This window comes from Allorhizobium undicola ORS 992 = ATCC 700741, assembly GCF_000621665.1.
GTDB lineage: Bacteria > Pseudomonadota > Alphaproteobacteria > Rhizobiales > Rhizobiaceae > Allorhizobium > Allorhizobium undicola.
Genome location: NZ_JHXQ01000017.1, coordinates 54,642 through 74,215 on the forward strand (window position 1 = coordinate 54,642; position 19,574 = coordinate 74,215).

Sequence of the window (19,574 nt, forward strand, 5' to 3'; positions counted from 1 at the left end):
ATGACCAATCCACGCCACAACATCCGCGACGTGCGCGCCCCGCATGGCTCGCAGCTCACCGCCAAAAGCTGGATGACGGAAGCGCCGCTGCGGATGCTGATGAACAATCTCGACCCCGACGTGGCCGAGCGCCCGCACGAGCTGGTGGTCTATGGTGGTATCGGCCGCGCTGCCCGGACCTGGGAGGATTTCGACCGCATCGTCGCTTCGCTCACGGAGCTGAACGAGGATGAGACGCTGCTGGTGCAATCCGGCAAGCCGGTCGGGATTTTCCGAACCCACAAGGATGCACCCCGCGTGCTGATTGCCAATTCCAATCTCGTGCCGCATTGGGCCACATGGGAACATTTCAACGAACTGGATAAAAAGGGCCTGGCCATGTACGGCCAGATGACTGCCGGTTCCTGGATCTATATCGGCACGCAGGGCATTGTTCAGGGGACCTATGAAACCTTCGTGGAGGCCGGTCGTCAGCACTACCAGGGCAATCTCAAGGGTAAGTGGATACTGACGGGCGGGCTTGGCGGCATGGGTGGTGCGCAGCCTTTGGCCGCTGTCATGGCCGGGGCCTGCTGCCTTGCGGTGGAATGCGATGAGACCCGCGTGGATTTCCGCCTGCGCACCCGCTATCTCGATGCCAAGGCGCATTCTCTGGACGAAGCGCTGTCGATGATCGATACCTGGACAAAGGCCGGAGAGGCGAAATCCGTCGGCCTGATCGGCAATGCGGCGGAAATTTTCCCTGAACTGCTCAAGCGCGGCATCCGTCCCGACATTGTCACCGATCAGACCTCGGCCCATGACCCGATCCATGGCTATCTGCCTTCCGGCTGGACGGTTGGGGAGTGGCGCGAAAAGCAGGAAAGCGATCCGAAGGCAGTGGAAGCCGCTGCCCGCGCCTCGATGAAAACCCATGTTCAGGCCATGGTGGATTTCTGGAACATGGGCGTGCCGACGCTGGATTACGGCAACAACATCCGGCAGGTGGCCAAGGAAGAGGGGCTGGAAAATGCGTTTGCATTTCCCGGTTTCGTGCCAGCCTATATTCGCCCGCTATTTTGCCGGGGCATTGGCCCCTTCCGCTGGGCGGCGCTGTCGGGCGATCCTGAAGATATTTACAAGACCGATGCCAAGGTGAAGGAGCTTTTGCCGGACAACACGCATCTGCACAACTGGCTGGACATGGCGCGTGAACGCATCGCCTTTCAGGGCCTGCCCGCCCGCATCTGCTGGGTGGGTCTTGGCGACCGGCATCGACTGGCGCTGGCCTTCAACGAGATGGTGCGCAAGGGCGAGCTGAAAGCGCCCGTGGTCATTGGCCGTGATCATCTGGATAGCGGCTCGGTCGCCTCGCCGAACCGCGAGACGGAAGCCATGAAGGATGGCTCCGATGCCGTCTCCGACTGGCCGCTGCTCAATGCATTGTTGAATACCGCTTCCGGCGCCACATGGGTTTCGCTGCATCATGGCGGCGGCGTGGGCATGGGCTTCTCGCAGCATTCCGGTGTGGTGATTTGCGCCGATGGCACCGATGATGCCGCCAGACGGCTGGAGCGGGTGCTGTGGAACGATCCGGCCACCGGTGTCATGCGCCATGCCGATGCGGGCTATGACATTGCGCTGGATTGCGCGCGGGACAAGGGGCTGCGCTTGCCGGGCATTCTGGGTAATTGAACCTCGGATTGAGAGACACGTTCCCCAGGGAGGGGGCCGGATGCAGCTTTTGAAATCGGCGAACTACAAGACAGTGCCGTGGAAAAATGGCGGTGGCGTCACCCGCGAGGTGGCGCTCCATCGCGATGAAAGCCTGCATCCGGATTTTATGTGGCGGGTCAGCATCGCGACGGTTGCCGAGGATGGACCGTTTTCGGCTTTTCCGGGGATTGATCGCAGCATTGCAGTGCTGGCGGGTAACGGCATGGTGCTGGAGACGGATGGCCACTCCACCACCCTGATGAAAGACGGTGCTCCGCATGTTTTCGATGGCGCCTCTCCCGTTCACGCCCGCCTGATCGCGGGCGAGACGGTTGACCTCAACCTGATGAGCAGGCGTGGCTTTTATCGTCATCAGCTGATCCGCTTGCCAGTCGAGGGCCCGGTCCAACTGGAGGCGCAAAGCGGCCTTCGTTTTATTGTCTTCAACGGGCGGGCGCAGGTGTCGGGGAACACTTATTTTTTCACGGCTGAACCTCTCGATTGTCTGATTTGTCCCGCAGAGGGGGCGGTGCTTCAGATCGAGCCTGACGGTTTCTTCGATATTTTTCTCGTCTTCATTCATCCGGCGGCCTGAGCGAGAACTTTCCTGACAAGATTTATGCCCGCCGGAACCGCTCAGGGGCCTCGTCCGTTCAGTGTGAAACCAAGGAGGTCACACATGACAGAGCAAACATCCCCCGCAGTGGAATCGCTTGAGCAGGAAAATGCCAGACGCGGTCACGAAAGCCCGGACAAGAATTTGCAGCGTGGCCTTGAGGAAACATTTCCAGCCTCCGACCCTGTTTCCGTGACGAGAACGGATACGCCGACCGGACGTGTGGATGCCGATGACGTTGAAAACCAGCATCGGATGAACAAAGCCGCCTCCAACCCGACACCCGAAGATGACGTTCCGCATGTGATCTCGGCCCTTAACCAGCGGCAGCGCAACGAAGATGATCCGGAGTCCGAAATCCGCTATCTTCGCACAGAAATTGCCCGGTTGGAGGGCTCCCGACCCGTCGCGGCGGGCCGGACGAACGTGACGGGCGATCTATCCGGCCTGATCCGCAGCTGGCCTCTTCAGGCTGTCGCGGCGGCAGGCCTGATCGGTTTCGTCTGGGGGCTGACCCGCTAGAGCAGTTCAGGAAAAGCGAAATCCGGGTTTCGATCGGAACAGCGGTCTGACTGGCCTGTACCGAAGCCCGGTTCGGCTTTAAATTTCCCGGCATGGCAGGGCACGTCTATGAGGTCTACTGCATAATTCCTTAAATCGGAATCGATTTAAGGTGAAAATTATGCAGCAGATTTAAGGCGTTGCAGCGTCCTTCGTGCGTTTGATAAAACGCACGGCGCTGTAATCCGCTTTTGTCCTGCAATCAGCCTGTCACCTCGAAACCATTGTCAGTCAGGGAGAGCCATGTGGCGATCAGAACGATAGTCTGGGGCGAGAATATTCACGAACATGAAAATCCGGTCGTAGGCGAAATCTATCCAGACGGAATGCACACGGTCATTGCCGAAGCGCTCAATCGCGATCCGGACATTCTGGCGGAGACGGCAACTCTGCAGGAGGCCGGGCACGGTCTCTCAGTGCAACGGCTTGCCAGCACGGACGTGCTGGTGTGGTGGGGGCATAAGGCCCATGGCGCCGTCAGCGACGAGGTGGTGGAGCGCGTTTGCGCGCGTGTTCATGAAGGCATGGGTCTCATCGTCCTGCATTCGGGGCATTTCGCAAAGGTCTTCAAGCGTTTGATGGGCACGCCCTGCTCACCGAAGTGGCGCGAGGCGGGCGAACGGGAACGGCTTTGGACGGTCAATCCCGGACATCCCATCGCACGTGGCATCCCTGAGAATTTCGTGCTGGAAAACGAAGAAATGTATGGCGAATTTTTCGCGGTGCCGGAGCCGCTGGAAACGGTGTTTATCTCCTGGTTCGCGGGTGGCGAGGTTTTCCGGTCCGGTCTCACCTGGCGTCGTGGGGCAGGCCATATCTTCTATTTCCGGCCCGGTCATGAAACCTATCCCACCTATCATGATGCGACGGTGATGCGTGTTATCGCCAATGCGGTCAAATGGGCTTTCAATCCCGCGCCTGCATTTTCGGCCCTTCACGATGCCCCCAATGTGCCGGTTGAACAGGCGCTGGAGCCGATCACAGAGCGCGGCCCAAAGCTGCATAAGGCCGGAGAGGAGGGCTATAAGTGAGCGCTGCTGTCCGTCTTCTCATTCTCGGCACTGGCGGCATGGCAAACCGCCATGCCATGGAGTTTGCCACCAATAGCGACGTGCAGCTGGTCGGCGCCGTCGATGTCGATATTGCCAAGGTCAGAGGCTTTGCGCTTCGTCATGATATTGCCACCAGTTTTACCTCGCTGGACGAGGCCATCGAATGGGGCGAGTTCGACGCCGTTGCCAATGTCACGCCCGACCGGATCCATTATCCCACGACACTGCAATTGCTGGCCGCAGGAAAACATGTGTTCTGCGAAAAGCCTCTGGCCGAAACCTACGAGCGCGCCGACGAAATGGCGCGGCGGGCAGAAGAGAGCGGCCTGATCAACATGGTCAACCTGACCTACCGCAATGTTGCGCCGGTACAGCGTGCACGGCAGATGGTATTGGCTGGCGAAATTGGCCGCATCCGGCATATCGAGGCCTCCTATCTGCAAAGCTGGCTGGTTTCCAAGGCATGGGGCGATTGGGCGACAGAGGATCAATGGCTGTGGCGCCTTTCCACCAAGCATGGTTCCAATGGCGTCCTGGGCGACGTAGGTATTCATATTCTCGATTTCGCAGGTTATGGCGCGGCCACCGAAGTGGATCGGATTTTCGCGCGGTTGAAGACCTTTGAAAAAGCGCCGGGAAATCGCATCCGCGACTATGACCTCGACGCCAATGACAGTTTCACGATGACGGCCGAATTCTCCAATGGCGCCATGGGGGTCATCCATGCCACACGTTGGGCGACCGGCCATCTCAATGAGCTTCGCCTGCGGATGCATGGCGAAAAGGGCGCTCTGGAAGTGGTCCACACGCCAACGGGCAATGCACTGCGGGCCTGCCTTGGCGATGATGTGGAGAAAGGGCAATGGCAGGATCTGGACGCCGGAACAACCGCGACCAACTATCAGCGTTTCATCGAGGCGATCCGGGAGCAACAAAACCGTGAACCGAGCTTCCGCCACGCTGCTAATTTGCAGAAAGTGCTGGACATTGCCATGATGACGGAAGTGGAGCGGCGCGAATACGCCGTTGCCGAGCCTGTCGCGGTTCCGCAGATCAAGCTCATCTCCGGCTAACGCCTGGGGAGGCCATGGCGGGGGAAGAATGCACCGTCATGGCAGTTTTCAGCCTTTACCGCGTGACATCGATCACGACCCGGCCCCTGATTTCGCCTGCCATGATTGCATTGGCAAGCTGTGGCAGGTTGGAAAGGGGTTCCACCTTTGTCATGTCTGCAAGATGGGCGCGGTTGAGGCTTTCGGCAAGCCGGGACCAGGCGCGTTCGCGCTTCGCCATCGGCGTCATGACGGAATCGATGCCGATGAGGGTCACGCCGCGCAGGATGAAAGGCATGACAGTGGCAGGAAGATCGGCACCACCCGCGAGGCCGCAGGCCGCCACTGCGCCGTTATAGACAGTCTGGGCAATGACATTGGCAAGCGTGCTGCTGCCGACCGTGTCGATTGCGCCTGTCCAGCGCTCCTTCTGCAAAGCTCCGCCTTTTTCGGCCAGTGTGGCGCGTTCCACGAAATGGCTGGCGCCGAGGCCCGCCAGATAATCATGCGTCTGTGGCCGCCCGGTGGCGGCGGTGACACGGTATCCGGCAGCGGCAAGCAGGCTTATGGCGATCGAACCGACGCCTCCGGCCGCGCCCGTGACCAGCACCTCGCCCTGGCCGGGCGTGATACGGCCCCAATCCTCCAACGCCAGCACGGCAAGGGCCGCGGTATAGCCAGCCGTGCCGATTGCCATGGCTTCCTGAAGGCTGAAGGCTTCCGGCAGGCGCAGCAGCCATTCCGGCTTGACCCTCTGATAGCGGCTATAGCCGCCGCCTTCGGTTTCGCTCATGCCGAAACCATTGACGATGACCTTGTCACCGGCTTTCCAGAGTGGCGACCGCGAGTCCACGACCGTGCCGGAAAGGTCGGCTCCCGCAATGACCGGCATATGCCGGGCAATACGGCCCTTGCCGGTAAAGGCAAGCCCGTCCTTGTAGTTCAGGGTGGAGTAGGCCACCTCCACCAGCACGTCATGATCGGCGAGGTCATTGAGGTGCAACTCGCGAAACTGCCCCCTGGGCTGGCCATCCACGGTATCGATGACGACGGCGGTAAATCCTTGGCTCATTGCGCACTCCTCCTCATTGGCAGGCAGGTTGCCATGCCTTTGCGGCAGAAGCCAGATGCCATCCCTGCCTCATCTCAGGGCAGGAAAATGACCCAGGGGCAGGGTGAAAAAAATTCTGACGCATTTTCAAGATGATGGCATCGCGTAAAGTTTTCTTGCCTAATGGCGAATAACTAAAAAGGCAATATTTACATGGCGTTATGGATAATTTTATCGCTTTTTCGATGCTGGGACCGGCATGTCGGATCGCGGCATGGAAAGGAGTGATTAACCTTTATTTTTTACTTCCTTAGGAGACGAGTCTCTTTTACCGAACCGTAGGCACCATGCGCTTTCCACCAAACTCTTCCCACCCGAATGCAGACCAGACCGGCGAAGACGCGCGGTCCGTCCATCAGGCTGCCCAGCCGCAGGGTCGGGACCAGGCCGGACAGCCGCTGACGCCGCCTGAGCAACTCGAACCCTGGCACAAGGCTTTCGTGCTGGGGCCGAATGTGCGCTTCACGCGCACGCCCGAAAGCGCCATCCTCCGCCGCCGCGAGGCGGAGGCTGCTGCTGCCGCACAAGCCGCAGAAGCGGCGCAGCAACAAGCCGTTGCCGCGCCGCCCGTGACTGAAATGCCGATAACCGAGCCGGTGGTGAAAAGCCCCGCATTTTTCGGCCTGCCAAAAACCGGAGCCCCCTTGCTGATCAAGAATGTCATGAGGAAACAGGCGGACGCCCCCAGGACCGATCCTGTATCCGACGCCCCGGCCGTTGAGGCTGTGGTTGAAACCCCTGCCATGACGGCAGAACCGGTCGTGGACGCCGCAAGCCCGATTGTGGTGGACGTGGACGCCCAGAAACTGCGACAGGCTGCTGCCATCATGCGTATGCCGGAGCATATCGAAGTGCATCTACGCCACGAGGAGGAGGCGATTGCTGACGGGAAGGCTGATTCACCCCAGCCCGCTCAGCCGGCAAATTTCGCACCTGTTACCTCGTCTCATCTGCCTGCGCTGGCAATTTCGGATTTTGCATTCTTCGAAATGATGCCGGATGACATGGCGGAGCCCGCCCCAGAGGTGACAATTGCCGTAAAAGCGGCTGCACTGCCTCAGCGCCAATCCATGCCGCTCGTCGGTTCGGTGGCGGCGCTTTACAGGGAAGTGAAGCCGAAGCGGGCCGCTGCGGAGAGCGTGGCCCAGCCTCTGCCCCAATCCCTGCCGCAGCCTGTCCAGCCAGTCCATGTGGCGAGCGTTGCAGACATCCCGCCTGCCGCTCCTGGCTTGCAGACCGTCGAAATATCGTCCGAGCCGCCCCTGCGCCTCGAAGTGAGTGCACAGCCGGTGGCGGAAATCGCGCCGCAGGCCGAAACAATGGCCGTGCAGGGCGAACCGATGCCGTGGGAAGAGCCGAGTGCGGCCGCCGCATCGCTGGTCCTGACCGCGCAGCCCGCGGCTGAAATCCACCCCGTGGTGGAGACCGTTCAGGAACGTCCCCGCCAGATCGTGGAAGCCACGCCGCGCCTGCAAAGGGCGCTGGGCGGCGGCATCGAAATCGCGCGCAATCATCCGTTCGACGGGGATTTCACCTTCCCCTCGATCGATCTGTTGCAGGAGCCGCCTGCCGTGCGTGCCGAAGCCATGCTGCCGGAAGCATTGGAACAGAGTGCCGGCCTGCTCGAAAGCGTTCTGGAGGATTTCGGCATTCGGGGCGAGGTTATCGATGTGCGCCCCGGTCCGGTTGTCACCTTGTATGAATTCGAGCCAGCCCCCGGTATCAAGTCTTCGCGCGTCATCGGCCTGTCCGACGATATTGCCCGGTCCATGTCCGCACTTTCGGCCCGTGTCGCCGTGGTTCCCGGCCGCAATGTCATCGGCATCGAATTGCCCAATGCCGTGCGCGAGACCGTGTATCTGCGGGAATTGATCGAATGCGAGGATTATTGGGAGAGCAAGTACAAGCTTGCCCTGTGCCTCGGCAAGTCGATTGGTGGCGAGCCGGTGATTGCCGAACTGGCGAAAATGCCGCACCTTCTGGTCGCCGGAACCACGGGTTCGGGCAAGTCGGTGGCTATCAACACCATGATCCTCTCGCTGCTTTACCGGCTGAAGCCCGAGGAGTGCCGCCTGATCATGGTCGATCCGAAAATGCTTGAGCTTTCGGTTTATGACGGCATACCGCATTTGCTGACACCCGTGGTCACGGACCCCAAGAAGGCCGTCATGGCGTTGAAATGGGCCGTGCGGGAAATGGAAGACCGTTATCGCAAGATGTCGCGGCTCGGCGTGCGCAATATCGACGGCTATAACGAGCGGGCGGCGCAGGCACGCGACAAGGGCGAGATCATCACGGTCAGCATCCAGACGGGCTTCGACCGCCATTCCGGCGAGCCGGTCTATGAGGATCAGGATCTCGATCTGTCGCCCATGCCCTATATCGTCATCATCGTCGATGAAATGGCCGATCTGATGATGGTGGCCGGCAAGGAAATCGAAGGCGCCATCCAGCGACTGGCGCAGATGGCGCGTGCGGCGGGTATCCATCTCATCATGGCAACCCAGCGTCCCTCGGTCGATGTCATCACCGGCACGATCAAGGCCAATTTCCCGACGCGCATTTCCTTCCAGGTAACGTCGAAGATCGATAGCCGCACCATTCTGGGCGAGCAGGGAGCCGAGCATCTTCTGGGGCAGGGCGACATGCTGCAAATGGTTGGCGGCGGGCGTATCCAGCGTGTGCACGGGCCGTTCGTTTCCGACGCGGAGGTGGAGCAGGTGGTTGCCCATCTGAAGACGCAAGGCCGCCCGGAATATCTGGGCACCGTGACGGAAGAAGAAGGTGGTGACGCGCAGGCCGTGGAAGAGGTGGTGGAACGCGGCAGCACTCCTGCTTCCGCCGGAACGTCTACCAGCGATGACAGCGACGATCTTTACGAAAAGGCAGTGAAAGTGGTGTTGCGCGATCAGAAATGCTCGACATCCTACATTCAGCGCCGACTTTCGATCGGCTATAACCGGGCTGCATCCCTGGTCGAGCGCATGGAGCGTGAAGGGCTTGTCGGTGCCGCCAACCACGTCGGCAAACGCGAGATCATTGCAGGTGGCGGCGCCACCGGCGCCGGTCAGACCCTTGCAGTGGATGAAAGCGATTGAAACCCGACATACAGCGCCGTGCGGTCTACTGCATAATTCCTTAAATCGGAATCGATTTAAGGTGAAAATTATGCAGCAGATTTAAAGTGTTACAGCGTCCTTTGTGCGTTTGTTAAAACGCACGGCGCTGTATCAAACGCACGGCGCTGCAAAAACTACGTTTTGCGGCCTTTCCGGACGCAAAACCGGGTTCCAGTTTTCCTGAAAAGCTCTAATCGATGGCATGAACCTTGCCGCTGACGGCAAGCATCATCATCTCTCCCGGCTGGGGCAGCTCAAGGCGCGATAGCCGCAATTGCAACGGCGGCACCTCGGTTGCGCCATCGAGAATTGCGGTGACACAGCCCGTTGCGCCGGAAAATTCCACCTCGATAACCCGTGCAGCGACACCGTTCTTGTTGTCGAGGCCCGTGCGGCCAATCTGTTCGGGGCGAAGCATGATCCGCCCCTTGCCGTTGCCGGGTTCATAAAGTGGCAAACTCCCAAGTGCGCATTCGGCCACCCGCCCATTCACCGAGGCCTTCAATAAAATGGCTTCGCCGAGAAGAATGGCGGTCTCCGCATCGCGGGGGCGCTCATAAAGCGTGCGCGGTGGTCCCGCCTGAATAAGCCTGCCATCCCGCAGCACCGCGAGTTGATCGGCAAAGGACAGCGCCTCAGCCTGATCGTGGGTAACAAGAATGGTTGTTACTCCGGCTCTGGCAAGCACGCGGGACACGGCCTTGCGCATGGTATCCCGCAAGCCGGTATCGAGGGCGGAAAAGGGTTCATCCAGCAACATGAGCTTTGGTTCACGGGCCAGCGCCCGCGCCAGTGCAACGCGCTGCTGCTGGCCGCCGGAGAGCTGGTGGGGCCGCCTCCGCAGCATGGAGGCATCCAGTTCCACCATATTTGCCAGCGCCTCGATCCTGTCGGCGCGGTCCGCGCGGTTCCGTTCGATGCCGAAGCCGATATTGTCCGCAATGCTCAGATGCGGGAAAAGCGCCCCATCCTGCGCAACGATGCCAATGCCACGCCGATGTGCCGGCATGGAAAAGCCGTGTCCGCAGACTTCCTGTTCGCCGAGTTTCACAACGCCCTGATCTGGTGCTTCAAAACCGGCAACAATCCGCAGCAGGGTTGTTTTGCCGGAACCGGAAGGGCCGACGATGGCGGCCCTGCTTCCCGATTTTACCGTCAGGTCGATATTTTCGAGGGCGCAAACCTCGCCATAATGCTTGGAAACGGCGTGAAGGGAGAGGTCTGTCATTGGCCGGTGCTACGTCTGGATTGAGTTTGGACGAGGAGTGTCAGCGGCAGCGAAAGAATGACCATCATTACCGCATAAGGGGCGGCGGCGGCATAGTCGATCTCGCTGGTCAGCGACCAGAAACGGGTGGCAAGCGTTTCGACGCCATTGGGGGAGAGCATCAACGTGGCCGTCAGCTCGTTGGTAATGCCCATGGCGACAAGGGCGATACTGGCGCCAGCGCCCGGTGCGGCAAGCCGCATTGTCGTGGCCCAGACCGCGCGGGCAGGTGATTTGCCAAGGCTCATGGCGGCGCGTTCCAGCTCCACCGGGGCCTGGGCGATGCTTGCCCTGAGCCCGACAATGGCGCGCGGCAGGAAGAGCAGGATATAGGCGGCGATCAGCGTCGCGAAGGTCTGGTAAAGCGGCAGCGCCACCCGAACCGTAATTGTCACCAGCGCCAGGGCAACCACGACGCCCGGCAACGAGCCCACGTAATAGTGGCAGCTTTCCAGAAGTTTCTGATAACGCCCCGGTGCGCGCACCGATAGCCACGCCATGGGCGCGGCAACCATCGTGGCAAGGATGCCACCTGCAAGCGCAAGGCCTATGGATTGCGCAAAGGCGCTCCAGACACCGTCTCCCTGCCATATGGCAAGCCCGCCGAACCACAGCCAGTGCGCCAGTGTCACCATGGGTACGCCAAGCGCCAGCGCAGTGATGGCGGCCAGAAGCAGATGGGCGGGAAGAAGCCAGCCACCCAGCTTCTGGCGAACAGGGGGGCGGATCGAGCCTGTGCCGACACGGGCATACCGCTCACGCCCCCGCAGCCACAAATCCAGCCCCAGCACCAGCCCGCAGCATAGCACGAGCACGCCGCTCAGCATGTTGGCAGACGGGCTGTTATAGGCTGACTGGAAGACATCGACGATGGCTGTGGCGAAGGTGTCGAAGCGGATCATCACGAAGAGACCGTATTCGGAGAGAAGATGCAGAGCCACCAGCATGGCTCCACCAAGAACCGGCAGGCGCAATTGCGGCAGGATAACCCTGAAAAAAGCCCGCCACGGCCCAAGACCCAGCGAGGCTGCGGCATCTTCGATGGCCGGATCGAGACGGCGCAGGGTGGCTGCGATGGGCAGATAGAGAAAGGGAAAATAAGCCAGAACCGAAACCAGCACGGCGCTCCACAACCCCTTCATGCCGGGCATGATGCCAATCCAGGCGTAGCTGTGAACGAAAGCCGGAACGGCAAGGGGTGTCACCATCAGCCAGGACCAGAGGCCCGCCATGGGCAGGTCCGTTCGCTCGACGATCCAGGCCAGCGCGATGCAGAGAATGACGGTAACAGGAAGCGTGGTGATTTCGAGGAGGGCGGTGTTGACAAGAAGGTCGCCCACCCGCGGCCGGAAGACGAGCGCCTTGACGGTTTCCCAGCCCACATCGACCGTTACCCAGAGAATAAAGCCGAAGGGCAGAAGGCTGAACAGAGCGACAATGGAGGCGACAGCCAGCAGGGGCCAGCTTGCAGCCATCGCACCCCTGCGCAGGCGCAATCGTGATGTCCTGCGAAAATGATCGGGCCGCATGGGTCTGTTGTCTTGCAGCACGAAGGCGGTCCTGCGGCTTTACCATCCTTGCCCAGCGATACGGTGGCCAAGAGGGGTCGTTGATCGATTTCAGGCCCATTGGCCCTTGAAGCGATCGCTGGCGAACGCCAGCGACCACTCCATTTGGCGATTATGCCTTTCTTGAGCGAAAGACAATAGTTTCAGCCGTCGCAGAGTTAAACTCTTGTCAAAGCAGGCCCGCAGCCGTCATGAGATCCGTCACCTTCTTGCTGTTGAGTTTCGACGGTTCAACCTTTGGTGCGTCAAGGTCCTTCAGCGGCACGAGCTTATCGTTGGAGGCTGCGTCCTTGCCGACCGCATATTCATAAGACGTGCCGTTTTTCAGAATGTCCTGTCCGGCCTTACCGGTGATGAACTTCATGAATTCCTGCGCTTCCTTCATATGCTGGGTCGATTTGATGATGCCACCGCCCGAAAGGCTGACGAATGCGCCGGGATCGCCATGACGGAAATAGTGGAGGCCGACATTCCGGCTATTTTCGCCGGTCTTGGCCTGGTCGCCGAACCAGTAATAGTGGTAGATCACCGCGCCCTGAACTTCACCGGCATTCACGGCTTTCATCGCCACACTGTTGCCTTTGTAGAAGGTGGCATTTTCCTTCATGGCTTTCAGCCACCTGGCGGTTTCGGCCTCGCCTTTCAGCTCAAGAAATGCGCTGACGATGGCCTGAAAATCAGCGCCCGACGGAGAAGCGGCCCACCGGCCCTTCCAGCTGGGATCGGCAAGATCGAGCAGCGATTTCGGCAACTGGTCTTCGCTCAGCTTCGTCTTGTCATAGGCAAAGACGGTTGAACGGGCGGCAATGCCGATCCAGCGGCCATTCTCCGGGCGAAACTCGGCGGGCACCTGTTCCAGCGTCGCCTTGTCGAGCGGCGCGAACAAGCCGGCCTGATCGACCAGCGCCATGGCGGGGGAGTTTTCGGTGAGGAAGATGTCTGCCGGGGAGGCTTCTCCCTCCTGTACGAGCTGGTTTGCAAATTGCATGTCCGAACCCTGGCGCATCGTCACCTTGATGCCGGTGGCCTTGGTGAAGGCATCGATCCATTCACGCCCAAGGCTTTCATGCTGGGCATTGTAAACGACGAGTTCACCGCTTTCCGCAGCCAGCACCGGCGCGGATTGGGTTGATGCAAGCAATGCAGAGAAAATCATGGCCGTGATGGCACGGCGGCGCCGCAGGAATGTCAATTCAGTCTCCCGGGTTAAAACCTTTGAACACAGGCTTGGTACGTAATATGATCGATCCGGTCAAGTTAAGCGATGAATGGTCACAAATTTCTGATCGCAGAATTATAAGCGGTTACGCTAATATAGTTTTGATGATTATGTTATTTTGTAAAACTATTCTTGGAGCGCGTCCGGTGAACAGAGGTGCACCGGACGCGCTCCACGCTTTTATCTTCCGCATTTCCGGACGCAAAACCGACGACACTTTTGCTGGAAATGCGCTAGGCTATATTCGCGGCCTGAACCGTTGACTGGCTGGCGGCTGCGCCTTCACTGAGAGTATCGCTGCTTCCACGTACAACCACGGCATTGGAGGCGAGGTTGAGGCCTGCGGCTTTGAATGCGGCCAGCAGGCGTTTTATTCCGTCTCGCTTGATCAGGCTGGGATTGCCGGGGCGGGAGGTGAATTTGAAGCGAACCACCATGGAGGTTTCGTTCACCTCCTGAATCCCCTGCATTTTAAGGGGTATGAGGAATTCATGGCCATATTCCGGCTCTTCCAGCATGGCCAGGCCGACTTTTTTCGCTGTCTTGCGGATTGTTTCCAGATCGGCATCGCGGTCGAAGCGGAGTTCGAATTTCACCGTTCCCCAGTCCCGGCTGAAATTGGTGACGGCAGAAATCTGCCCATAGGGAACCGTGTGGATCGGGCCATTGTGATGGCGAAGGCGCACGGAACGCAGCGAAATCTGCTCCACAGTGCCTTTGAGTTTGCCGGTGTCGATATATTCGCCGATGCGGAAGGCATCTTCGGCGAGAAAGAATATGCCGGACACGACATCCTTCACCAATGTCTGGGAGCCAAAGGAAAGCGCCAGACCGAGAACGCCGAAGCCTGCCAGCAAGGGCGCGATATTGACGCCTGCCGTCTGGAGAATGGCCAGCAGCGCAACCGCCGCGACAAGGCCCAGAATGAGATTGCGCATGAGGGGCAGGGCCGTTCCGAGCCTGCTTGCCGTCTTGTTGCCATGACCATCGTCCTGGCCGGGAAGAAGCACATTCTGTGCGGGTGTGATGAGTTCGAAATATTTCCACAGAAGGCTGCACAGGGTCCAGCAGGCAATGAGAACCACTGCGAAGTTGCGCACATGGCCAAGCCACATGGCAGGATCCATTCCCGCCTGAACCAGCAGCGGTTCCCATAACAGCGTTGTGCCGTGCAGGCAAAGCAGCCAGATCGCGCCGCTGACGGGAATGGGCAGTGTCCAGTAGAAGGCGGTGGCCAGCGCGGGGCCGTTGGCCTCGCCGCGTTTTTGCGCAAGGGCGCGCAGCGAGGCGAAGCATCCGCGATCGATGATCGGCGTGACGATGAAAAGAAGCTGACTGAAGCCGCTTGCCCTGCTCCAGATTGCATCCTGAGTCGTGCCCACGACCATCAAGCCAAGCAACCAGATGAACAAGGCGGAAAAACTGTAGAAATCGGCGATGAAGGCGGCAACGGTCTTGCGCAGCCTGCCGGCATCGGCGTCGGCAAAGGCGCGGGCGATGTCATGCCGGCTTGAGATGAACCAGACCAGCTTATAGAGTGTCAGCATGGTCGAGCTGAGGAAAAGCCAGCCATCGGTTGCTATTTTTCCCAGGCCGTGAACATCTGCAATGCGTATGGTTGTGCCGGTGAAGCCGACCAGAAAGCCGAACATCGTCATCATGATGAGGTGCCATCTGGGGCTTTCTACCTGCAATAGCGGGCCTTTCTTGCCACAGTCCGAAAAAAGCAGACGTCCAAAGGCGCCATACAGACCTGTGCTGACCAATACATGGGCCATGCCAAAGGCAACCACGCGGGCAAAGGAGCCTGCATCCATGGCCATCATCAGGCCGCTGCGTGAAACGATGAAAAAAATCAGTACCGAAAGCAGATCGCCGGTGAGGCGCAGCAGCGCGAAGCCGGAGCGTGGAAGATGCGGCCTGGTGCTGAAATGTTGCAGGGCGACGTGAAAGACGATCCTGAACAGCGCTGCACCCAGAAGGCCGCCGAGCAGTGCGGAAGGTGTGGCAATGCCAAGGTGAAGCGTGGCCTGGCCTTCGCTCTGTAGCAGCGCCAGGCTATTACCCAGCGCCTCCGGAAATTCCTCAATTCCGGTGAGCGCAACCGTTGCGCCACGGTTCAACGCCTCTCCCGCATCGGCAAGAAAGGTGGAGATCGCATTCTCCGGCATCTCAAGGCCATCGGATGGTACCGTTGCGGGAGAGGCCGTGGTGGTTTGCGTTGCGTCCCCCGTTGCAGACGGCACACCCGCAACACCTTGAGCGGGTGCAAGGGAGGCCCATGCAAGGAACACGAAAATGGCGGCGACGGCACGGATAGCGCGTCGAAGGCGCGAAGCAAGGCGGGCAGGCACACGCAACAATACGGTCACTCCTTTTCGGCCCGTTTTGGCAAGGCCCGATGGTGCGCCTTGCGACGCAGGAACGGAGTGAGACTAGAATATTTGGACTGGCTTGAAAATCATTCGAACATGATTATGCCGGGAGTTTCAGGCTCCCGGCATGGTCGCGCTCATGTTTGCTCGCTGAGAGGGATGGCAGGCCGCAAGCGCGACCCGCCGCACTCCCTCTATCAATAGGGGGAGACACACTGCTGGCGCGGCCCGTAATTCGGCTGGAAGCTGTTGTCATAGGCGCGGTACGACCGGTAGCGGTTGTAGCACCACTCCACATGCGCATTGCCCGCACGGCGCGGCGCATAGCGCGGCTGCGATGCCAGTGCGCCGCCAATGATGGCGCCTGCTGCGAGGCCGCCGATAATGGCGCCCGCATTGCCGCCATGGTGGTGATGGCGGCGATAATAGCGGTCGTCATAATCACGGTGGTCGCGGCGCGGTGGCGGGCGCCAATAACGCTGCTGCTGGGCCGTGCGACGGTCATCGGCCCACATGTTTTCCGCGACCTGAACATTCTGTTGCGTAACCTTCACGGTAGGAACGGCCGGATTGGCAGACGAAACCGCCCCCGCCGGCATGACGGAACCGAGGACAGTTGCCGCCGACAAAAGTATCGCGATCATTCTGGTCATTCTGTCACCTCTTAACCTTTCTGATAGTCATATTGTCCTGTTTGCGACGTGAACCAGAGGTGAAGGAAAATAAATTCGGCTTTTCGCCCGAAACCTCCTCATCCGCACAGGTGTTCGCGAGAGGCGATGGAACCAAATCCCTCTTCCGAGGATTGTCCGGCCGGTCCCAAAAAGGAGATCCTGCCTTGAAACATCTTCTTCCTGCTCTTTTCCTCGTGGTAACGCCGGCAATTGCCCATGCCGACCCATTGGAGGATGCCTGCCGCGCCGTCTTGAAAACGTTTCTGATGAAGCCTGACGTGAATGTCGGCGTTTCGCAAACATTTCCCAATCTCGTTCCGGCGGGTGCACGCATGAGTTTCTCTGACCGTCCGGCCACCGACCCGGCAGAGATGAGCGATGTGATCGATTGCCAATTCGAAAAACCCGGAAAGCCCTTTGGCCTGCAACGGTTCTGCATCTCCAGCACTTGCTACTCGAATGACGAGCAGAACGGTGATCGCCGCCGCCGGTTCGAGGAGGTCAAATCGATCGTGGATCAGCAGATGAAGTAATGCCCGTCGATAGACCGAGCGGCACAACTGAAAGAACTGGACATTCAATTATCATGAAAAAAGCAAGTGAAAAGCCCAAGCGGCACATGGCGACCTTTGTCACGACCATATTCATTCTGGCGTGCATTGTCGGAGGCGTTTACATTCTGGGCTTCCATCCGGGAGAAACAGAACCGGAACTGCCTGGGCAGATGTCGCAGTAACCCTTTGCTGCCCAATTCCGCTGTCGAAATAGGTGGGGAAAGATCTACCGTCTCAATGTGTCCGAGGGCGATTGTCCGAAGCGGCGCCGGTATTCAATGGCAAACCGGCCTGCATGGGTGAAACCCCATCGGGCAGAAATGGAAGACACCGATTCGCCCGGTCGCGCCTCCAGAAGCTCGCGGCGAACGGCTGCCATGCGCATGTCCTGAAGGCAGGCCATGGGCGTGGTCGATTTGAAATCCTTGAAGGCTTGTTGCAGCGCCCGTACGCCAACGCCGCTTGCCGCCGCTATATCTTCCACGGAAATCGGTCTGTCGAGATGGGCCTGCATGAAATCGAGGGCGCGGCGCACCTGTTTGGGTTCTGCTGAAGCGGGCTTCTCTGCAAGAAGATCGGAGAAATTGTGCGGAACAAGCAGGCCAACCATGGAGGCGAGGGTAGCGCTCAAACCCTGCCGGCTGATTTCGGAGTCCAGCAATTCCGGCCTGCGGCAAAGCTCGGCGTAAATTGACTGGATGGAGTTGCGCAAGACAAAGCCGGTGCCGGAGGCTATATCCCACTCCGGCACGAAGGAAAGCTCTGCCGTTAACGGGCGTTCGAATTGCTTTTCCAGTGTGTGGCGAATGGCGTTGTTATCAAGAACGACGGCCAGATGCTGCCGGACGCCGCAGATCGAAAGACCGGACGCCGCATCGCATTCCATGATGGTCGCCTTTTCCGGCGAGGAAATACGCTCTCCCCGCGCATCCTTCACCAGGGCTGTGCCCGAAAGCGGCATCAGCAGGATATGCTTTTCAATGGCGTTTTGCCGTGTTGCCTTGAACACTCCTTCGTAAGAGGCAAGGGAAATTGTATGGCTGCCAAGGCTAACGCTATTCCAGCGATAATCCAGAGGGCCCGCCTGCGCATCTACCCTTACGGGTGATTGCGAACTGGAAAGGGTGAATGAGAGCGAGTCCGCATCCTTGCCCGTCACCGCCGTCTGCGCTTTCGGTTTGGATAAAGCATGGTCGGCTTTATCCGGGTCTTGCATGAGAAGCTTGTGCAACTGTTGCATGGCAATTCCTCAGCTCTGTCTGCAATAGCCTAGATCGCGTCCGGTGAAACGAGGCTCACCGGACGCGATCTAAGTTTCTGTTTTTGCAGGTTTCCGGATGAAAAACCGTAACGCCCCTCATCCCGGAAATTGTGTAAAAAGGCCTGAGGCAGAAGGGAAGCCGAAGGCGGCAGTTGCGCCGTGGCAGCCCCGGGCTTCTTCTCAGCGGAATGGCGGGCTCGAAGACGCCACCAGCATGGCTGTCGCAGGACAAGCGTACGATACTGGAAGGGGCGGAAGGGAGCGGGGGCGTTGCGTTGCTGGCCCTTTTTCTGCCAAACGATGTCCGCCTCCAGCGCGCCGTTCGATCCGATTGGTTCGGATCGGTATTCTAACCTTTTGTTTTTGAACCATAATCTTGCCGATCCTGGTTTGACTCCCGCCGGATTATGCTTCATTGGCAATGTCATGCGTCCCGAAAAATGGAGTTCAACGGCATATTTCGGTTGCTGGAAATTGATTAATGTCATGGTTTGATCGATTGTTTGGATCTTCAACTATTGTTTTGAATAAATATTGGTCGTTCCATTTTTAAATAAAAAGCTATCGATATTTTTCTGAACGTTACGGCGTATCGGTAAAATTTCCTCTTCGATTGGCGGGACCGAACCTCCCAGCCAAGGAATTCCACCGGCATGGTTGCTTCAGTATTAAGATACGAAAAGATTTTGTATATCAAAAAATGCTTCTTTTCGGACGCGCTTGTTCCTGTCCGGTTCGGCGCCGTAGTCTGCCTTTGAAACGCTCTCAAGGGAGGGCTTCGTTGCTGGTTTCGCGTATGGGTACAGGCGAGTGCCGTATTTTTAAAAAATGCGTTATCTGGATAATGTATTCGTATAGTTTATATCGCGGTTGATTTCCGGTTTTCGCGGATAATAATCGTAAATTCGGAATCGGCTAATTTACGTTAAGCATTTCCCGCGCTTTGTTAGGGTTATGTTAACCGGTATTCTTGACTTCAATGCTTTGTTTTTCTATTCATTCAGCAATAGAAAAAGGAGAATGTCATGGCAGTCGATCAGGTTTCCGCATTGTCTTCTTCCAGCGCCCTGCCGGAGGCGTCTTCCACGCAGAGCGCGTCCGAAACCGCCGCCAGTTCGTCGAAGAAGATTGATCCGAACGCGGAAAGTCAGGTTCTGGAGGCGGCGGTCTCGTCGTTCATTCCGTCGATGATGTCCAACATGATGCAGTTGAACAACAGCGTGTTCAACTTCGCCAAGGAAGCGATCGACGAAGGAAACGATAACTGATCTTGCTTAGCCGTTCGCCCCTTGCTTTCGCTGCGCCATCCCGGTGCCGCTTGCGTAGGGGATCGAGGCGGGTTGTCAGGTATTGTGTTCAAGAAGGCATCGCGAAGGATTGTCGGTGTGGTGCTTTTCCCGAGATGTTGATCGAAAAGTGCTCTAGCGCATTTTCCGCAGAATCGTATCGG

18 protein-coding genes are annotated in these 19,574 nt (G+C 58.7%); 10 read left to right on the plus strand and 8 right to left on the minus strand.

Annotation, left to right across the window (positions count from 1 at the left end; genetic code table 11):
- The 5 genes from hutU (at position 1) to T424_RS0114670 (ending at position 4,997) form a co-directional block, all read left to right on the plus strand.
- A complete protein-coding gene (gene hutU, locus T424_RS0114650; RefSeq protein WP_027488404.1) occupies positions 1-1,674 on the plus strand; it encodes a urocanate hydratase in 1,674 nt (557 codons plus the stop codon).
- Positions 1,675-1,714: 40 nt separating this feature from the next.
- On the plus strand, positions 1,715-2,290 hold the full coding sequence (locus tag T424_RS0114655) for a HutD/Ves family protein (protein WP_027488405.1): 576 nt from the start codon (positions 1,715-1,717) through the stop codon (positions 2,288-2,290).
- Positions 2,291-2,374: 84 nt separating this feature from the next.
- Positions 2,375-2,833 carry a hypothetical protein gene (locus T424_RS0114660; protein ID WP_154664931.1) on the plus strand — a complete coding sequence of 153 codons (459 nt, stop codon included), beginning with the start codon at positions 2,375-2,377 and terminating at the stop codon, positions 2,831-2,833.
- A gap of 284 nt (positions 2,834-3,117) precedes the next feature.
- Positions 3,118-3,903 (plus strand): ThuA domain-containing protein, encoded by a 786-nt coding sequence (locus tag T424_RS0114665; RefSeq protein ID WP_027488407.1) that lies wholly within the window; start codon positions 3,118-3,120, stop codon positions 3,901-3,903.
- A complete protein-coding gene (locus T424_RS0114670; protein WP_027488408.1) occupies positions 3,900-4,997 on the plus strand; it encodes a Gfo/Idh/MocA family protein in 1,098 nt (365 codons plus the stop codon). The genes T424_RS0114665 and T424_RS0114670 overlap by 4 nt, the downstream gene beginning before the upstream one ends.
- A 55-nt stretch (positions 4,998-5,052) precedes the next feature.
- Here the strand turns inward: T424_RS0114670 and T424_RS0114675 are convergent, their stop codons facing one another.
- The gene (locus T424_RS0114675) at positions 5,053-6,048 is read right to left on the minus strand and encodes an MDR family oxidoreductase (protein WP_027488409.1); all 996 of its coding nucleotides are present in this window, start codon (positions 6,046-6,048) and stop codon (positions 5,053-5,055) included.
- Between the two features lie 326 nt (positions 6,049-6,374).
- Here T424_RS0114675 and T424_RS21090 point away from each other — a divergent pair, with 326 nt between their 5' ends.
- Entirely contained in the window at positions 6,375-9,185 is a 2,811-nt protein-coding gene (locus T424_RS21090) for a DNA translocase FtsK (protein WP_051559003.1), read from the plus strand.
- A 211-nt stretch (positions 9,186-9,396) separates the two neighbouring features.
- Here T424_RS21090 and T424_RS0114685 read toward each other — a convergent pair whose 3' ends face one another.
- The 3 genes from T424_RS0114685 to T424_RS0114695 all read right to left on the minus strand — a co-directional run bounded on the left by T424_RS0114685 (position 9,397) and on the right by T424_RS0114695 (position 13,197).
- Positions 9,397-10,434 carry an ABC transporter ATP-binding protein gene (locus T424_RS0114685; RefSeq protein ID WP_027488410.1) on the minus strand — a complete coding sequence of 346 codons (1,038 nt, stop codon included), beginning with the start codon at positions 10,432-10,434 and terminating at the stop codon, positions 9,397-9,399.
- Positions 10,431-12,002 (minus strand): ABC transporter permease, encoded by a 1,572-nt coding sequence (locus tag T424_RS0114690; protein ID WP_084268521.1) that lies wholly within the window; start codon positions 12,000-12,002, stop codon positions 10,431-10,433. Before T424_RS0114690 ends, T424_RS0114685 begins: the two co-directional genes overlap by 4 nt.
- 208 nt (positions 12,003-12,210) lie before the next feature.
- Positions 12,211-13,197, minus strand: coding sequence for an iron ABC transporter substrate-binding protein (locus T424_RS0114695; protein ID WP_051559018.1), 987 nt, complete (start codon positions 13,195-13,197; stop codon positions 12,211-12,213).
- A gap of 83 nt (positions 13,198-13,280) precedes the next feature.
- Between T424_RS0114695 and T424_RS22615 the strand changes: the two genes are divergently transcribed.
- Entirely contained in the window at positions 13,281-13,523 is a 243-nt protein-coding gene (locus tag T424_RS22615) for a hypothetical protein (RefSeq protein WP_154664932.1), read from the plus strand.
- Here the strand turns inward: T424_RS22615 and T424_RS21810 are convergent.
- On the minus strand, positions 13,494-15,632 hold the full coding sequence (locus T424_RS21810; RefSeq protein ID WP_154664933.1) for a mechanosensitive ion channel family protein: 2,139 nt from the start codon (positions 15,630-15,632) through the stop codon (positions 13,494-13,496). The two genes, T424_RS22615 and T424_RS21810, sit on opposite strands and share 30 nt — an antisense overlap.
- Before the next feature lie 200 nt (positions 15,633-15,832).
- Complete coding sequence (locus tag T424_RS0114705; protein ID WP_027488414.1) at positions 15,833-16,288, minus strand: BA14K family protein; 456 nt, start codon at positions 16,286-16,288, stop codon at positions 15,833-15,835.
- A 185-nt stretch (positions 16,289-16,473) separates the two neighbouring features.
- Between T424_RS0114705 and T424_RS0114710 the strand changes: the two genes are divergently transcribed.
- Both T424_RS0114710 and T424_RS22905 read left to right on the plus strand, forming a co-directional pair.
- On the plus strand, positions 16,474-16,842 hold the full coding sequence (locus T424_RS0114710; protein ID WP_027488415.1) for a hypothetical protein: 369 nt from the start codon (positions 16,474-16,476) through the stop codon (positions 16,840-16,842).
- Between the two features lie 53 nt (positions 16,843-16,895).
- Complete coding sequence (locus tag T424_RS22905; RefSeq protein ID WP_169737302.1) at positions 16,896-17,045, plus strand: hypothetical protein; 150 nt, start codon at positions 16,896-16,898, stop codon at positions 17,043-17,045.
- Positions 17,046-17,089: 44 nt separating this feature from the next.
- Here T424_RS22905 and T424_RS21105 read toward each other — a convergent pair whose 3' ends face one another.
- Entirely contained in the window at positions 17,090-18,103 is a 1,014-nt protein-coding gene (locus T424_RS21105) for an AraC family transcriptional regulator (RefSeq protein ID WP_051559006.1), read from the minus strand.
- A gap of 29 nt (positions 18,104-18,132) precedes the next feature.
- Positions 18,133-18,639: a hypothetical protein gene (locus tag T424_RS0114725; protein ID WP_027488416.1), complete on the minus strand. Its 507-nt coding sequence runs from the start codon at positions 18,637-18,639 to the stop codon at positions 18,133-18,135.
- A 510-nt stretch (positions 18,640-19,149) separates the two neighbouring features.
- Here T424_RS0114725 and T424_RS0114730 point away from each other — a divergent pair.
- The gene (locus T424_RS0114730) at positions 19,150-19,392 is read left to right on the plus strand and encodes a hypothetical protein (RefSeq protein WP_027488417.1); all 243 of its coding nucleotides are present in this window, start codon (positions 19,150-19,152) and stop codon (positions 19,390-19,392) included.
- Positions 19,393-19,574: the final 182 nt, after the last annotated feature.

What these genes read in the sequence shown, in the direction of transcription:
- hutU (WP_027488404.1), top strand. Translation starts at nt 1, where the DNA reads ATGACCAATCCACGCCACAACATCCGCGACGTGCGCGCCCCGCATGGC.
- T424_RS0114655 (WP_027488405.1), top strand. Translation starts at nt 1,715, where the DNA reads ATGCAGCTTTTGAAATCGGCGAACTACAAGACAGTGCCGTGGAAAAAT.
- T424_RS0114660 (WP_154664931.1), top strand. Translation starts at nt 2,375, where the DNA reads ATGACAGAGCAAACATCCCCCGCAGTGGAATCGCTTGAGCAGGAAAAT.
- T424_RS0114675 (WP_027488409.1), bottom strand. Translation starts at nt 6,048, where the DNA reads ATGAGCCAAGGATTTACCGCCGTCGTCATCGATACCGTGGATGGCCAG.
- T424_RS21090 (WP_051559003.1), top strand. Translation starts at nt 6,375, where the DNA reads ATGCGCTTTCCACCAAACTCTTCCCACCCGAATGCAGACCAGACCGGC.
- T424_RS0114685 (WP_027488410.1), bottom strand. Translation starts at nt 10,434, where the DNA reads ATGACAGACCTCTCCCTTCACGCCGTTTCCAAGCATTATGGCGAGGTT.
- T424_RS0114690 (WP_084268521.1), bottom strand. Translation starts at nt 12,002, where the DNA reads ATGCGGCCCGATCATTTTCGCAGGACATCACGATTGCGCCTGCGCAGG.
- T424_RS0114695 (WP_051559018.1), bottom strand. Translation starts at nt 13,197, where the DNA reads ATGATTTTCTCTGCATTGCTTGCATCAACCCAATCCGCGCCGGTGCTG.
- T424_RS22615 (WP_154664932.1), top strand. Translation starts at nt 13,281, where the DNA reads ATGATCGATCCGGTCAAGTTAAGCGATGAATGGTCACAAATTTCTGAT.
- T424_RS0114705 (WP_027488414.1), bottom strand. Translation starts at nt 16,288, where the DNA reads ATGACCAGAATGATCGCGATACTTTTGTCGGCGGCAACTGTCCTCGGT.
- T424_RS22905 (WP_169737302.1), top strand. Translation starts at nt 16,896, where the DNA reads ATGAAAAAAGCAAGTGAAAAGCCCAAGCGGCACATGGCGACCTTTGTC.
- T424_RS21105 (WP_051559006.1), bottom strand. Translation starts at nt 18,103, where the DNA reads ATGCAACAGTTGCACAAGCTTCTCATGCAAGACCCGGATAAAGCCGAC.
- T424_RS0114730 (WP_027488417.1), top strand. Translation starts at nt 19,150, where the DNA reads ATGGCAGTCGATCAGGTTTCCGCATTGTCTTCTTCCAGCGCCCTGCCG.